The following is a 13009-nucleotide window of genomic DNA, read 5'->3' as shown; positions in this document are numbered from 1 at the left end:
CGATTCAAGGGGAAGCTCAGTCTCGCCTACGGCTTGCGCACGGAAAACGATGATCTTGTCCACATTGGACGATGCTTGCTTGCCGACCTCCATGCTGACCCCGCTCAGGAGTAACGAATGACCACCGTGACCGTCCTAGGTGCCGGCTACGTCGGCCTAACAACCGCAGCCTGTCTCGCCTACCTTGGACACCAAGTTCACGCCATCGACATTGACATAGCGCGTGTTCGCCGGCTCGCTTCCGGACATATCGATTTCCTCGAACCCGGACTGCCCGAGATGATCCGTTACTACCAGCAGGCAGGTCAACTCACTATCAGCAACACCGCCTGGCGCCCCCTGACCAGTTCGGAAGCCGTCTTCATCTGCCTGCCCACACCCGCCCAACCAGATGGCCGTGCTGACATGACCGCAATCGACGCTGCGATCCCACAGCTACGAGATCACCTTGCCCCCGGTGGGCAAGTCGTTCTCAAATCGACCGTGCCACCCGGCACGCACCGACGCTTGACCGCAGCTCTGGCTCGCAACGACATCGCAGTCGTCAGCAACCCTGAATTCCTTCGTGAAGGCAGTGCCGTCCAAGATTGGCTTCACCCTGACCGCGTCATTTTGGGAAGCGATGCCCCCGACCACTCACGACGTGTCGCTGATCTCTACCACAACATCACCGCGCCGATCGTTCATACCGACCCGACGAGCGCAGAACTAATCAAATACGCGGCAAACACCTTTCTCGCCCTGAAGATCACCTACGGCAACATGCTCGCCGAGCTCTGCGAACACCTCGGCGCCAACAGCACCGACGTCCGAACCGGCCTTGGTCATGACCCCCGCATCGGTTACCAATATCTACAATCCGGACCCGGATGGGGAGGTCCATGCCTACCCAAGGACACCCGAGCTCTACTCGCCGTCGGCGAACAGAGCTCCGCCGACCTCGGCCTGATCAAAGCCCTCATACACGCGAATACTCATCACCAACACCGCATCGTCACGCTGCTCGACCAACTCCTGCCCGGTCCCCTTGCCGGTGCCCGTATCGGAATACTCGGGCTCGCCTTCAAGCCCGGCACCAGCGATGTGCGGGACTCACCCGCGCTGCCCATAATCTCCGCTCTGGCCGCACGTCAGGCCAAGGTCACCGCGTATGACCCCGCCGTCACCAATCCAGTGCCAGGGCTAACCGACCACATCACGCATGCTTCTGATGCCGCTGCGGCTCTGACGGGTTGTGACGCCGCGCTGCTAGTCACCGAATGGCCCCAGTTCGCTCACTTGCCCTGGCGCACGCTTGCCCGAGCCATGCGCGGCAACACAGTCCTCGACACCAGGGGACACCTCGATGCGGACGAAGCGACTCGCGCGGGTCTACGCGTGCATGTCCTCGGCAAATCAAGCTGGCCGCAGCCTGACTTGCAGTTGGTCCGCGCACGAGGAAGCAAGCCTGCGTAGCGGGCGGGCCACAGTCTTGACTGTATGCCGCGTTGCCCTACAACAACCGCACCTGAACTCGAAAGGATGCTGATGACAAGCCCTAGCTGGCACGTGCACATGCAGTTGGCAATCAATGATCGAAATGACTACCCGATGCAAGGGAATCTCCTTTTTGTTCCCGGACGAGACGGCCGCTGGTGCCTCCCTGGCGGTCCTGGCAATTGTGAAACGCTCCGGACAGCGCTCGCCGAGCATGTCCACAATCAGACAGGACTACTCTTCAATGACTACCTGGGAGAACTCCGACCAGTCGATACGTTCGAATTCCTCGACGGCGATCGGTTGACTCTAGTGCTGCTGTACGAGACCACCATCGGTCGTGGAGAGGTTCCATACACTGCTGGAAAGTGGATCGACGTGTTCGGCCTGCATCAGCCCCGGGTCGACATGCACCCCTGGACGAAGGTCCTATTCGACGGCGCCACCCATGGGCATGGCCTTCCGCAAGCTATCCAGCTCAGCGAGTAGCCAGCGTAGGAACATAAAGACATGGCGTCGGACAGCTTCCCTCTAGCGTCGGTGAAATTCTTCGAGTATGGCTTCGGGGATTCGTCCGCGGTCGCTAACGCTGTAGCCGTGGTTACGTGCCCACTTGCGGATCGCTTTGGTTTGTTCGCTGGGTACGGGATTCGATTTGGCCAAAGTGGTGGTGCGTCCGGACTGTTTGATGATGCGCGCATTGGTGATGAATGGCTCGATTTGGTGTCGGAACGTTTCGGCGTTGGGCTTCGAGAGATCGATTTCGTAGGTTGTGCTGTCGATCCGGAAGGTGATGGTTTCTTCGGCTTCGGTGCCGTCGAGGTCGTCGACGAGTTGGATGACAGTTCGTTCCATGATTTTCCCCAGTCGTGAGACTTATCGGAAGCATGAAGTGGTGCTTCCGAACGTATTAGTTGATTGCGCACCATGGCACGCTGTGAACTGGATTGTTGCGACCCCCGTTGCAACAAGATCAAAATTGCCAGAAAGGTCAGGCCGTGTCAACCGCCTGTCCCAGGCGGAAGTCAGGTGTTCGGGGAGCAGCGCGGCAAAGAAGCTGTCTGGGGGCTCCGGCAAGCGGGATGGCGGCGATTGCGATCGGTAGCCACACGTTGGCTTTGGTTCTCAGCCTGATGGTTACTGATCGAACCGCGGCGCTCTCTGGCTGAGTAAGGGTTTGTTGCAGGTAGGTACGCAGAGCGGGGAGATCATTGTGGTGACATAGGTTTGCCAGTGCCCGGCTGCGGTGTAGGCGGAGTTCACGGAACCGATTCGAGGTGAGGGCGAGATGTTCATGATGTGCGTCGATGACGCACATTGGGTCGGTGCTGAGCCGAAAGTGGGTATCGACGACACGGGCAATCGTCGGATTCCGCGGAGAGGCACAGTCGTTGGTCGGTACAGCTAAGCCGGTCATCACACGCAGCCCGGTTCGCGGATCTTGTCGGCTGCGGGCGCCGAGGTGCAGGGTGCGAATGTTGCCGGTGCGTGGGGATTGGATGCGCACGAGGTGGGTGTGCAACTCGTGGGTGTTGTCGAAGAGGGCGGTACCGAGTTCGTGGTAGACGCTTGCCCGGTCGGGTAACGGAACGAATCGGTCGACCCATTCGGCGCCTTCCCAGGTCCGGTTCGCCCCGGAGACTTCATAAGGTAGCTCGTGTAGCGAGTAGATCTCGTTCGAGCAGAAGGTTTGCACGCAGCGTCGCTGGTTTCGGTGAACGAGTCTGACTTCCCAGGTGCCGACGATTGGTGCGGGCGGAACCGCGGCGTCCGCGCGGAGGTAGCAGGCAAGGAAGCCCGTGTGGGCCTCGCCGCGGGGTGCCCGAATGGCGTTGATCAGCACTCTCCAGCGTTCGCCGGCGTACTCAACGTGTTCATCCACCGGTCCGCTCACGCTGGCCTCGAGCCTCGGTAGCAACACCGCTCTGGCTATCGGATCGAGATAACGTGGTGTCCGACCATCCAGTCGCTGCCGTCCTCGCAGCAGCAACTTCCGGTCCCGAGCGGTGACGATCCATCGGCCGGCGTCACGACGACGCGGCAACCGACCATCCTCGTGCGGTTGTCCCTGCAGCACCCCACACCCCTGGGTTGTATCGCGCTGCCGTGCCGAACGGACCCGGACCGCCGTTCAGCACATCGCTACCCCGGTCCGCCGTGCCCGTTCGCAGTTCCCCCTGCGCGCATACGGCCAGTGTTCGCGATCGGCAGTTTGCTCTTTGCCAATGATTGGGTAACTTTATTTCGGTGCGCATGCGGCGTCAACTAGAGGGACCGAAGATGACCGGGGAGGGTCTTAAATGAACGGGGTGGTTGACATGGCACGAGTCAGGACGCTGAGACCGAACGAGGTGTCAGCGGCAGGGCAGACGCTGGCTGAACGCCTTGAGTACCTGATTGCCACCGTGTATCCGCGCGGCGCGCAGCCCTACACCAACGAAGAGATCGCCGCTCTGGTCGCAGAGGAAGGTCTCGGCACGCTGTCGGTGACGCAGATCAAGAAGCTGCGTTATGGGGTAGCAGAGAATCCGACATTAACGACACTCCAGCAGTTGGCGGGAGTTTTCGGTGTGTCGATTAGCTTCTTCGATTGTCGGGATCACGAAGTGGCACGAGAGACGGTCAGGGCGGTCGAGTGGGCGAAGGTGCGCCGTGATGCTCCCGTGCGCCAGGTCGTCGCTCGGATGGATGACATGGATGAGGACACCCGAGAGCTGACTGCCGAGTTGGTCGACAAACTCGCGGTGGTCAATGCCAAACATGCTCGCGGGAATCGTTCCAAGGGTGGCCGGGCCAAGGATGGAGGCGGCAGTGGTCGCCGGTCACGGTGATGGCCAAGCAGCGGGGGCGAGCACTGAAACGATCAACCGACATCGCTATCGCCGTATCCGGCGCGACACGCGCAACCGCATCAACCAGCTGCTCGGTGAGATCGGTACCCCGCAGCCCTGGACTATCGATGCTTTCGTCGAGCGGGTAGCCGCATTCCGAGGCCGGCCGATCGAACTGGCTCAGCACGAATGGCATGGGCGGGTCGCCGGGATGTGGTGTGCGCTGGAGACCGCCGATGCGATCGTCGTGGACGCGACGAGCACTGCGCTGCACCGTGAGCACACCATCGCGCACGAGCTCGGCCACATGTTGCTCGGGCATCAGGGACGCACATCGGTCCCCGATGACATCCCCCGCGTGGATCCACGCCTAGCCAAACGTATGGGCATCGAGACCGATCTGCCGCCCTTGCGACATCGGGATCACTATGACGACGACGAAGAACTCGCAGCAGAAGTGGCGGCCAGTTTGATCTGGCGGTATGCCGGGCGACGGCTGTTGCCTGCCCGCACGTTGACCGGCGCGGCGGCCGCTGCGGTCGACCGGTTCGCCGCGGTCATGGGCAGAACCCGGCGATAAATCGGACGCAGCGACAGCGGAGGGCGAGGGACAGAGTGGTGTTAACGGGGAACGGACAATGACGCTCAGCGGGGTATCGGTCGGATTAGCGCTGGTCGGACTCGTGTTGTCGCTCTACAAGATGGTCGATCTAGTGCGCAACCCGCGTCGTCCGGCACTGTGGGGCCTCTGGGGCGGAATAGCTTGCCTCATGCTGTCACTGCTGGCACCGCAGGTTTCGGCCGCGATCGGGCTCGACCCGAACGTCGACTGGTTGCTGCAACACGTGCTGATCGCCGTCGCACTGATGGCACTGCTGGTGTTTTTCGACCGTTCCGCCGGTGCGGCCTCACAACACAGCCACTTCGGACTACAAGGCCAGCTGACAGTTCTTGCTGTGTTGCTGGTCGGTGAAGTCGTGGCGTGGGCAGTGAGTATGGCCAGCCAATCACACCCGGATTTCATCCACCTGGACCTGCACACCGACCGGGCGGCACTGGTGGGTGTGCTGTGCTACCTCGCGGGATTCGGGCTCGCGTTCGGCATGATGGCCCGCTCGGCCTGGCACTGGAGCATCGCCGATCACCCCTGGGTCCGGCGCGGTATGCGCACCTACGCCGTCGGCGCTGGTTTCGCGCTGTTGTACGCCGCGCACAAGCTGGTCTTCAGCATCCTCATCGCCGCGGCAATCCCGCTGCCATGGCCACAGACTGTCGAGACCATTCCCATCACGATCGGCGTGCTCGGCGTATTCATCGGGTTGACCATGCCCGCTTGGGGACCCTTTCTGGAACAGGTTCCTCGAGCGATCGGCCACGCCCGCGCCCACCGACAACTTCGGCAGCTGTGGACAACACTCGCGCATCCGCACACCGGTGCGGTCACCAACCTGACGCTCCCCGGCCCTGCACCCGTCTGGGACATCGAGTTCAACCTCTACCGCCGAGTCATCGAAATCTGGGACGCGCGAGCGAAGCTACGCCGCTACTTCAACCCGCACATCCGCGACCGCATCAGCCACGAAGCAGCCCACCTCGGAGTGCGTGACAGCGAGCTCGAAGCGGTCATCGAAGCCGCACTCTTGCGTGATGCGGTCACCGCGAAAGCCACGGGTACAGTGGCCAGGGCGAACCCCGTGAACCTGACCGAACCCGAGCAACCCGCAGACCTCGCCGCGCAGGTCGCCTTCCTCCGACGAGTGGGTTACTGGTTCCACCATCCACTAACCCAGCCAAGCGACCCTGAAACCGCACGACCCTGAAACCGAGCTCCCGGTTCCGCACCGGCGACGGAACTGTTCCTGCTCAGAGACCGCTCCGCTCCCGTGAGCTCTGATACGCCATCCGGGCGAAGTGCTCGCGACGAGCACTTTCAGCCCGTTGCACGCGTTGCTCCCGTGGAAGTTGTGCGTCTGGATCGACTTGCTGCTCGAACGGATCCGCCACGGCACGTTCCAGTGCGGCAACGCGAGCACTTCGGTTCTCCTGGTGGTGCCAGACCGCGGCACTCGCCAATTTCGCACGCAGGGCTCGGTCGGTCGGCCCGCTTTCCGCCTGGCCGACCGACCTGCCTGACCGTCGAGGCACTAGAAGCGATCACCAAGACGGAGGTTTCGCGCCGCAGCGTGCGCCCGATCGATCGCCGCCGCACGCCCATACCGGCGCGGCATCTGCGGACTCGACCATCCCATGATCAGCATCAGATCACCCTCGGACCCGCCGTTCGCCTGCCACTGGTGAGCGGCTACGTGACGACCCAAGTGTGCGTGCAGGTGACGCCCCAACTCGCGCTCCACGCCGGCCGCCCGCCCACGTCGGCGCAGCATCTGTCCGATTCCGTTCGAGGTCAACGGACCTCGACCACGTTCTCCCAACCAGACCTGTTCCAGGTGCGCGCGAGGGTGCTTGCGTCGAACCCGCAGGTACCGGCTCAACGCCATGCCCGTGTTGCGGGAGAACGGGATAACCCGCGCTTTTCGCCCCTTGCCGATGACGCGGATGGTGTCAGTCGACAGATCAATGTCATCGAGCTCGAGGTTCGCAATCTCGCTGCGGCGAGCACCGGCATCGAAGAACAGCCGCACCAACGCAGTGTCCCGCCGCGAAGTGAAGTCCTTCCCATCGCATTCGGCCAGCACCCGTTTGATCAGGTCATCGGAAACGACCGGTACCGGCTTATCCGGCACGATCGGTCGCTTCGTATCCCTCATCGGATCCTCGGTGATCTCGTCCTCGGCAACCAGGAACTTGAACCACTGTCGCAGTGCGCGGTAGTTCGTATCCGCATTGCCTGCTGAGGTCGTCTCCACCAGGTGGGCGATGTGATCGCGAACCATGCTCCGTGTCACCTCGGTCGGATCATGATCACCAACCCTGATCGCGAGCCCGCGAACGGCATCGCGATAGAGCCGAACTGTGTTCGATGACTTGTTCTCGGCCGTCAGCTTCCGCTCCCAATCAACCACTAAGGGTAGCCACGACGACGGGAACAGGCGATGTTTCTTGTCCATGCCTCGATCCTCAAATTGGAGTGTCGCCGAGCGCTGTGCTCAAGGCTCACACGGATCGAAGCAGAAGAAGATGCTGGTCAGACAGGATATGTGGCCAGGGGCGGGTTCGAACCGCCGACCTTCCGCTTTTCAGGCGGACGCTCGTACCAACTGAGCTACCTGGCCGAACCCAGGAGCAAGCTCCTACTCCTGCTGGTCACCGCCCAGAGCGACCGCGCAGTCAACAGAAGGAGCCCGCCCCGCGGGTGTCCGGGGGTCGCCCCCGGACAAACATCTCCGAATCGGTTAGGGGCGACTGCACTCCATGAGCACACTCCACCCATCCGATTCGAAGCGACCCTGACGGGACTCGAACCCGCGACCTTCGCCGTGACAGGGCGACGCGCTAACCAACTGCGCCACAGGGCCAGAAATATTCAATTCATCGTACTGCTGTTACACAGCGTACTCCCAACGGGATTCGAACCCGTGTTGCCGCCGTGAAAGGGCGGAGTCCTAGGCCACTGGACGATGGGAGCCCGGCGGGTCTTGGACCTACCGACCCAACTCCCGGCGGTGTGCGCCGCGAGCAGATTAGAGCTTAGGCCATCCCCGCGGATGCTCCGTCAGCGGGGTAGGCGATCATTCGCGAACAGGTGCGATGCCCTGGTCGCCCGGTGTCAGGCCGAGCATGTCGAGCAGGAGCTTGCAGTCCTCGGCGTCCTGGGAACCGCGCGCCACGGCGAGCCGCGCGCGGTGCACGTCCTCCTCGGAGACCCGGGCGGGTTCGCTCCCGGTCCGCTGCGCCGGCACGCCACCGCCACTCGCGGCGTTCTGCCGACCGATCGCGTCGTCTTGTTGTGCGAGGAATCTACGCACCTCGGATGATCCGGCGAAGCGTTCCATGCCACCCTCCCGCCTTCGCTGTCTGCCGCGAGGCTAACCTCCCCAGGTAAACGGTGCAGCCCCCTGGCGAGTGAATCGCACGACTACGCCGGGTTGAATCGCCCGAGTCAGTTTCAACCCAACAAGAATCGGCTCAGGGCAAGAATTTTCGTTGGGTCAACATACTGCCGTCTTACGCGTTCACGTGTCACAATTCACTTGCTGACACACCCCCCGGTCAGCACCTGTGGAGATCCCCTCCGACCCCCGCGTTCCTCCCCCTGGCGCGGGGGTTCTCCATGTCCGGACCGGTGAGCCGCGAACCCCGTCGAGACGAAACCGTTATGGTGTGCGCGTGGCACTTCCTCTCGGACGGGCGAACCGGACTTCGAAGCACCGCCCCGTCGACCCCGAACCGGCCCCTTCCGCACCCGATCACGAGCTCGAGTCGTATCTCGCCGCGCTCGCCCCGAATCCGGAGGCGGACACCACGGCCAGCGGCGATCAGTTCGGCAAGCCGCTGTCCTACCGGGTGCGGCTGAACCCGATCGCGGACGGGCAACTGCGCGAGCTGGCGCAGCTGCGCGGAATCTCGCCGCGCGAACTGATCCAGGAGTGGGCACAGGAGCGGCTCGCCTGGGAGGCCGATCAGCAGCTCGGCCAGTAAGGGCACGCCTCGATAACGACGCCCGTTTTTGTCTCTCCCCCTGGGTAGAGTGACCACAAGTCACGCCATCCAGGCGGGACTCACTTGCCTGGGGCACTCCTTGGCGACCCCGCATAACCGTTCGTGATGGTTATCACAGTATTATGTGCGAACGGCAGCGTGTCGCCAAACGTCACAATCAAAGCCGGGCAATTCGGGTTTTTTGGGGAAGGGACAAGGAATGGGAGTCGAGCGCACGACGCGGCACGTGACGCGGCGCGGCGGCAGGACGCACAGGCGGCTGCTCGCGATCGCGTTCACCGCTACCACCGCCGTGGCACTCGCGGCCTGCAGCGGCGGCCAAGGGGGTACGGACGCCGGAGGCAAGGACGAAGGGCAGGCGCCGGTTCCGGTCGCGAAGCAGGTGCAGCTCAAGCAGGAACCCAGCGATGGTTCGAAACTGATCAACCCGACGCAGCCGGTCAAGCTGAGCGTGCAGAACGGTTCGCTCTCGGATGTGGCGCTGAACTCCTCGAGCGGCGCGAAGGTCAAGGGGGAACCGGACGCGCAGAACCGCACCTGGACCACGACCGAACCGCTCGGCTACGGCAAGACCTACACCTGGTCGGGCAACATGGTCTCCAGCGACGGTAAGCAGAGCCCGGTCAAGGGTTCCTTCTCCACGATCGAACCGACGAGCACGATCAACGGGAAGATCAACGTCGGCGACGACCAGACCTACGGCATCGCGATGCCCATCAAGATCGACTTCGGCCGGAACCTGATCCCGCAGAGCAAGCGCGCGGACGTGGAGAAGGCGCTCAAGGTGGAGACCTCGAACAACACCGAGGGCTCCTGGGCCTGGCTGGACGGTGCCTCGGTGCACTGGCGCCCGAAGGGCTACTGGGAACCGGGCACCAAGGTGAAGGTCAGCGCCAAGCTCTACGGCCTGAACATGGGCAACGGCAAGTACGGCGCGGGCGACGTGTCGAGCTCGTTCAAGATCGGTTCCTCGCAGATCGTCAAGGGCGACACGGACACCCACCGCATGCAGGTGTTCAAGGACGGCAAGATGATCGAGGACTACCCGGCGAGCTACGGGCTGGACTCGGTGCTCTGGCGCAACACCCGCAGTGGCACCCACGTCGTGATGTCCAAGCACTCGACCTACCTGATGAACAACCCGCGTGGCGGGTACGAGAACCTGCCCGTGAAATGGGCGGTGCGGATCTCGAACAACGGCGAGTTCATCCACGCGCTGCCCGCATCGACCTGGGCACAGGGCTCCACCAACGTCTCGCACGGCTGCGTGAACCTGAGCAACACCCGCGCGAAGCAGTACTACGACTTCGCGCAGATCGGTGACCCGGTCGAGATCACCGGCTCGAACGCGAAGCTCGGCAGCGCGGACGGCGACTTCTACGACTGGGCGATCCCCTGGGATCAGTGGCAGAAGAAGTCCGCGATCGGCAGCGGCGGCTAAAGACAACCCTGAGTGGACCTGCCTGGCGGTGCGCCGCCGAGAAGGAGCCATTCAAGCAGGAATTCGCGGTGCGTGCGCGGGCGTTGAAACGGCCGTGCACGCACCGTTTTCCATTCCCCTCTCGGTACTCGACCTCGCCCCCGTGACGAGCGGTTCGACCGCGAGCGAGGCCATCAGCAACTCGACCGAAGCGATCCGGCTCGCCGAACGGCTCGGATACACCAGGTACTGGGTCGCCGAACACCACAACATGCCGGGTATCGCGAGCTCGGCCCCCTCGGTGCTGATCGGGCACCTGGCGGACGCGACCGAACACATCCGGGTCGGCTCCGGCGGGGTGATGCTGCCCAACCACCCGCCGCTGGTCGTCGCCGAACAGTTCGGCCTGCTCACCGCGATGCATCCGGACCGCATCGACCTCGGGATCGGGCGCGCACCGGGCACCGATCCGGCGACCGCGGCTGCCCTGCGCCGGTCCGCGGCCGGGCTCTCCGCGGAGGACTTCCCGCAGCAGCTGCGCCAGCTCATCGACTTCTTCGAGGCCGAATCGGACGGGATCACCGCGGTCCCGGCCCCCGGTAACCGGCCGCCGCTGTGGCTGCTCGGCTCGAGCGGCTACTCCGCGCAGGTCGCCGGGCTGCTGGGGATCCCGTTCGCCTTCGCGCACCACTTCAGCGCGGCGAACACGCTGCCCGCGCTGAAGCTGTACCGGGAGAACTTCCGCCCCTCCCCGGAACTGGAACGCCCGCACGCGATGGTCGCCGCCGCGGTGTTCTGCGCCGATGACGAGGAGTATGCGCAGGAGATGGCCCGTCCGGGCGCGCTGCAGTTCCTCCGGCTGCGCCAGGGCAACCCCGGCAAGCTGCCGACCCCGGAGGAAACGGACGCGTACCCGTACACGGATGTGGACCGCGCGTTCATCCAGGAACGGATGTCCACACAGATCATCGGGTCACCTGCTACCGTCCGTGATGGAATCGCGGAGCTGCTCGAGGCGACACGAGCGGACGAACTGATGGTGACCAACTCGTTGTACTACCAGAAGGACCGCCTCCGCTCCCTGGAACTGGTCGCCGGAATGTTCCAGGGCTGACGTTCGTCGACCCTCCGCGAACAGGCACTGACCCCAGGTCAGCGAAGTTGTAGAAAGTTGACAATCCGAAACGCGAAGGTAGTGCGATCGGGCGAACGTTCCCCTAGGGTCAGTCGGCAGCAACGCAGCTACCGAGACGATCAGGGGCGAGTATGACGACAGCTGACGCTACGGGGGGCACCGCACAACCAGGGGTGGATGAACGGACCGTACGCAGAGCGGTCTGGGCATCGGCGATGGGGAACGCGACCGAGTGGTACGACTACAGTGTCTTCACCGCCGGTCTCGTGACCACAGCGGTCGGCACCCACTTCTTCCCAGGTGAGGGCACGGACGCGCTGCTCTATTCGCTGATGACGCTCGCGGTCGGGTTCGTGGTGCGCCCGTTCGGCGGCCTGTTCTGGGGCCCGCTCGGGGACAAGCTGGGCCGCCGCCGCGTCCTGTCGATCACCATCGTGCTGATGGCCGGCTGCACCGGTCTGGTCGGCGCGCTGCCCTCCTATTCGAGCGGCTCGTACAGCGCGGGCGTGCTCGCACCGATCCTGCTGTTGCTGCTCCGCCTGATCCAGGGCTTCTCCACCGGCGGTGAGTACGGTGGCGCGGCAACCTTCATCGCGGAGTACGCCCCGACCAAGCGCCGTGGGTTCTGGGGCAGCTTCCTCGAGTTCGGCACCCTGACCGGTTACGTGCTCGGCCAGATCGTGGTGTTCGCGGTGCTCGGCATCGTCGGCAAGGAAGCGATGCTCGACTGGGGCTGGCGGATCCCGTTCTTCATCTCGGTACCGCTCGGACTGATCGGGCTCTACCTGCGCTCGCGACTCGAGGACACCCCCGAGTTCCGCAGGCTCGAGGCTGCCGGGCAGAAGTCGGAGAAGGCTCCGCTGAAGGAGATCTTCCAGAACAACTGGCGGATGCTGGTCAAGCTGTTCTGCATCGTGTTCCTGCTGAACATCGCCGACTACCTGCTGCTGACCTACATGCCCTCGTACATGCAGGACCACCTCGGCTTCTCCGCGGACGGCTCGTCCTGGGTGATCATCATCGTGGAGCTGTGCCAGATGGCCGTCATCGGCTTCATCGGCGCGTTCTCCGACCGGATCGGCCGCAAACCGATCCTGATGACCGCGGCGATCGGGCTACTGGTGCTCAGCTACCCGGCGTTCTGGCTGATGCAGCAGAAGTCGATGCTGTTGCTCGGGATCGGCTTCGGCATTCTCGGCCTGCTGCTGGTGCTGATCCTCGCGGTCATCGGATCGACCTTCCCGGCCATGTTCCCGACCAGGGTCCGCTACGGCGCCTTCGCGATCAGCTACAACGTCTCGACCGCGATCTTCGCCGGTACCGCTCCGCTCATCGTCGAGGCACTGATCAAGTCGACCGGGGTGAACGAGATCCCGGCCTTCTACATCATGCTCGCCGCGATCGTGGCCCTCCCGGCGATCGTGTTCCTGCCGGAGACCAAGGGCGTGCCGATGGACAAGATCAACAACGAGGGACAGCTCGATCCCGAGCTGAACGCAGCGGGCTCCAAGTAACCCGCCCGGACAC

Annotated in this window: 13 protein-coding genes and 3 tRNA genes; 9 read left to right on the top strand and 7 right to left on the bottom strand. The window is 63.5% G+C overall.

The features are described from left to right. Window positions 1-117 precede the first annotated feature (117 nt). A complete protein-coding gene (locus tag AD72_RS35605) occupies window positions 118-1455 on the top strand; it encodes a UDP-glucose dehydrogenase family protein (protein ID WP_082468938.1) in 1338 nt (445 codons plus the stop codon). 72 nt (window positions 1456-1527) lie between these two features. Beyond that, entirely contained in the window at window positions 1528-1965 is a 438-nt protein-coding gene (locus AD72_RS36525) for an NUDIX hydrolase (protein ID WP_156365183.1), read from the top strand. A gap of 42 nt (window positions 1966-2007) precedes the next feature. On the opposite strand, the gene AD72_RS13975 is transcribed toward AD72_RS36525, so the two are convergent. Continuing rightward, the gene (locus AD72_RS13975) at window positions 2008-2331 is read right to left on the bottom strand and encodes a histone-like nucleoid-structuring protein Lsr2 (protein WP_051898586.1); all 324 of its coding nucleotides are present in this window, start codon (window positions 2329-2331) and stop codon (window positions 2008-2010) included. A 136-nt stretch (window positions 2332-2467) separates the two neighbouring features. Continuing rightward, window positions 2468-3358, bottom strand: a complete 891-nt coding sequence (locus tag AD72_RS36520; RefSeq protein ID WP_156365182.1) for a hypothetical protein — start codon at window positions 3356-3358, stop codon at window positions 2468-2470. A 418-nt stretch (window positions 3359-3776) separates the two neighbouring features. Between AD72_RS36520 and AD72_RS36515 the strand changes: the two genes are divergently transcribed. From AD72_RS36515 to AD72_RS13960, 3 genes are read left to right on the top strand one after another with little or no spacing between them, the layout of a single operon-like run. Then, the gene (locus tag AD72_RS36515; RefSeq protein ID WP_051898585.1) at window positions 3777-4307 is read left to right on the top strand and encodes a hypothetical protein; all 531 of its coding nucleotides are present in this window, start codon (window positions 3777-3779) and stop codon (window positions 4305-4307) included. Beyond that, window positions 4276-4887: a M78 family metallopeptidase domain-containing protein gene (locus AD72_RS13965; RefSeq protein ID WP_197284965.1), complete on the top strand. Its 612-nt coding sequence runs from the start codon at window positions 4276-4278 to the stop codon at window positions 4885-4887. Before AD72_RS36515 ends, AD72_RS13965 begins: the two co-directional genes overlap by 32 nt. Before the next feature lie 58 nt (window positions 4888-4945). Next, window positions 4946-6127, top strand: a complete 1182-nt coding sequence (locus AD72_RS13960; RefSeq protein ID WP_156365181.1) for an MAB_1171c family putative transporter — start codon at window positions 4946-4948, stop codon at window positions 6125-6127. 324 nt (window positions 6128-6451) lie between these two features. Here AD72_RS13960 and AD72_RS13950 read toward each other — a convergent pair whose 3' ends face one another. The 5 genes from AD72_RS13950 to AD72_RS13930 form a co-directional block, all read right to left on the bottom strand. Further along, on the bottom strand, window positions 6452-7375 hold the full coding sequence (locus AD72_RS13950; protein WP_063890745.1) for a tyrosine-type recombinase/integrase: 924 nt from the start codon (window positions 7373-7375) through the stop codon (window positions 6452-6454). 91 nt (window positions 7376-7466) lie between these two features. Next, window positions 7467-7540, bottom strand: a tRNA-Phe gene (locus AD72_RS13945). Window positions 7541-7709: 169 nt separating this feature from the next. Continuing rightward, window positions 7710-7783 (bottom strand) — tRNA-Asp (locus tag AD72_RS13940). Window positions 7784-7820: 37 nt separating this feature from the next. Then, window positions 7821-7893 (bottom strand) — tRNA-Glu (locus tag AD72_RS13935). A 103-nt stretch (window positions 7894-7996) separates the two neighbouring features. Then, window positions 7997-8260, bottom strand: coding sequence for a hypothetical protein (locus AD72_RS13930; protein WP_031466922.1), 264 nt, complete (start codon window positions 8258-8260; stop codon window positions 7997-7999). A 334-nt stretch (window positions 8261-8594) separates the two neighbouring features. Here AD72_RS13930 and AD72_RS13925 point away from each other — a divergent pair, with 334 nt between their 5' ends. The 4 genes from AD72_RS13925 (at window position 8595) to AD72_RS13910 (ending at window position 12996) form a co-directional block, all read left to right on the top strand. Further along, complete coding sequence (locus AD72_RS13925; protein WP_031466921.1) at window positions 8595-8906, top strand: hypothetical protein; 312 nt, start codon at window positions 8595-8597, stop codon at window positions 8904-8906. Window positions 8907-9126: 220 nt separating this feature from the next. After that, complete coding sequence (locus AD72_RS13920) at window positions 9127-10368, top strand: L,D-transpeptidase (protein WP_231644828.1); 1242 nt, start codon at window positions 9127-9129, stop codon at window positions 10366-10368. Window positions 10369-10462: 94 nt separating this feature from the next. Beyond that, a complete protein-coding gene (locus AD72_RS13915) occupies window positions 10463-11461 on the top strand; it encodes an LLM class flavin-dependent oxidoreductase (protein ID WP_031466919.1) in 999 nt (332 codons plus the stop codon). Between the two features lie 236 nt (window positions 11462-11697). After that, on the top strand, window positions 11698-12996 hold the full coding sequence (locus AD72_RS13910; protein ID WP_197284964.1) for an MFS transporter: 1299 nt from the start codon (window positions 11698-11700) through the stop codon (window positions 12994-12996). Window positions 12997-13009 lie beyond the last annotated feature (13 nt).

It is taken from the genome of Sciscionella sediminilitoris (assembly GCF_000737195.2).
Taxonomy (GTDB): Bacteria; Actinomycetota; Actinomycetes; order Mycobacteriales; family Pseudonocardiaceae; genus Sciscionella; species Sciscionella sediminilitoris.
Note: the sequence above shows the minus strand (reverse complement) of the source record. Positions and strands in the feature narration are given on the sequence as shown.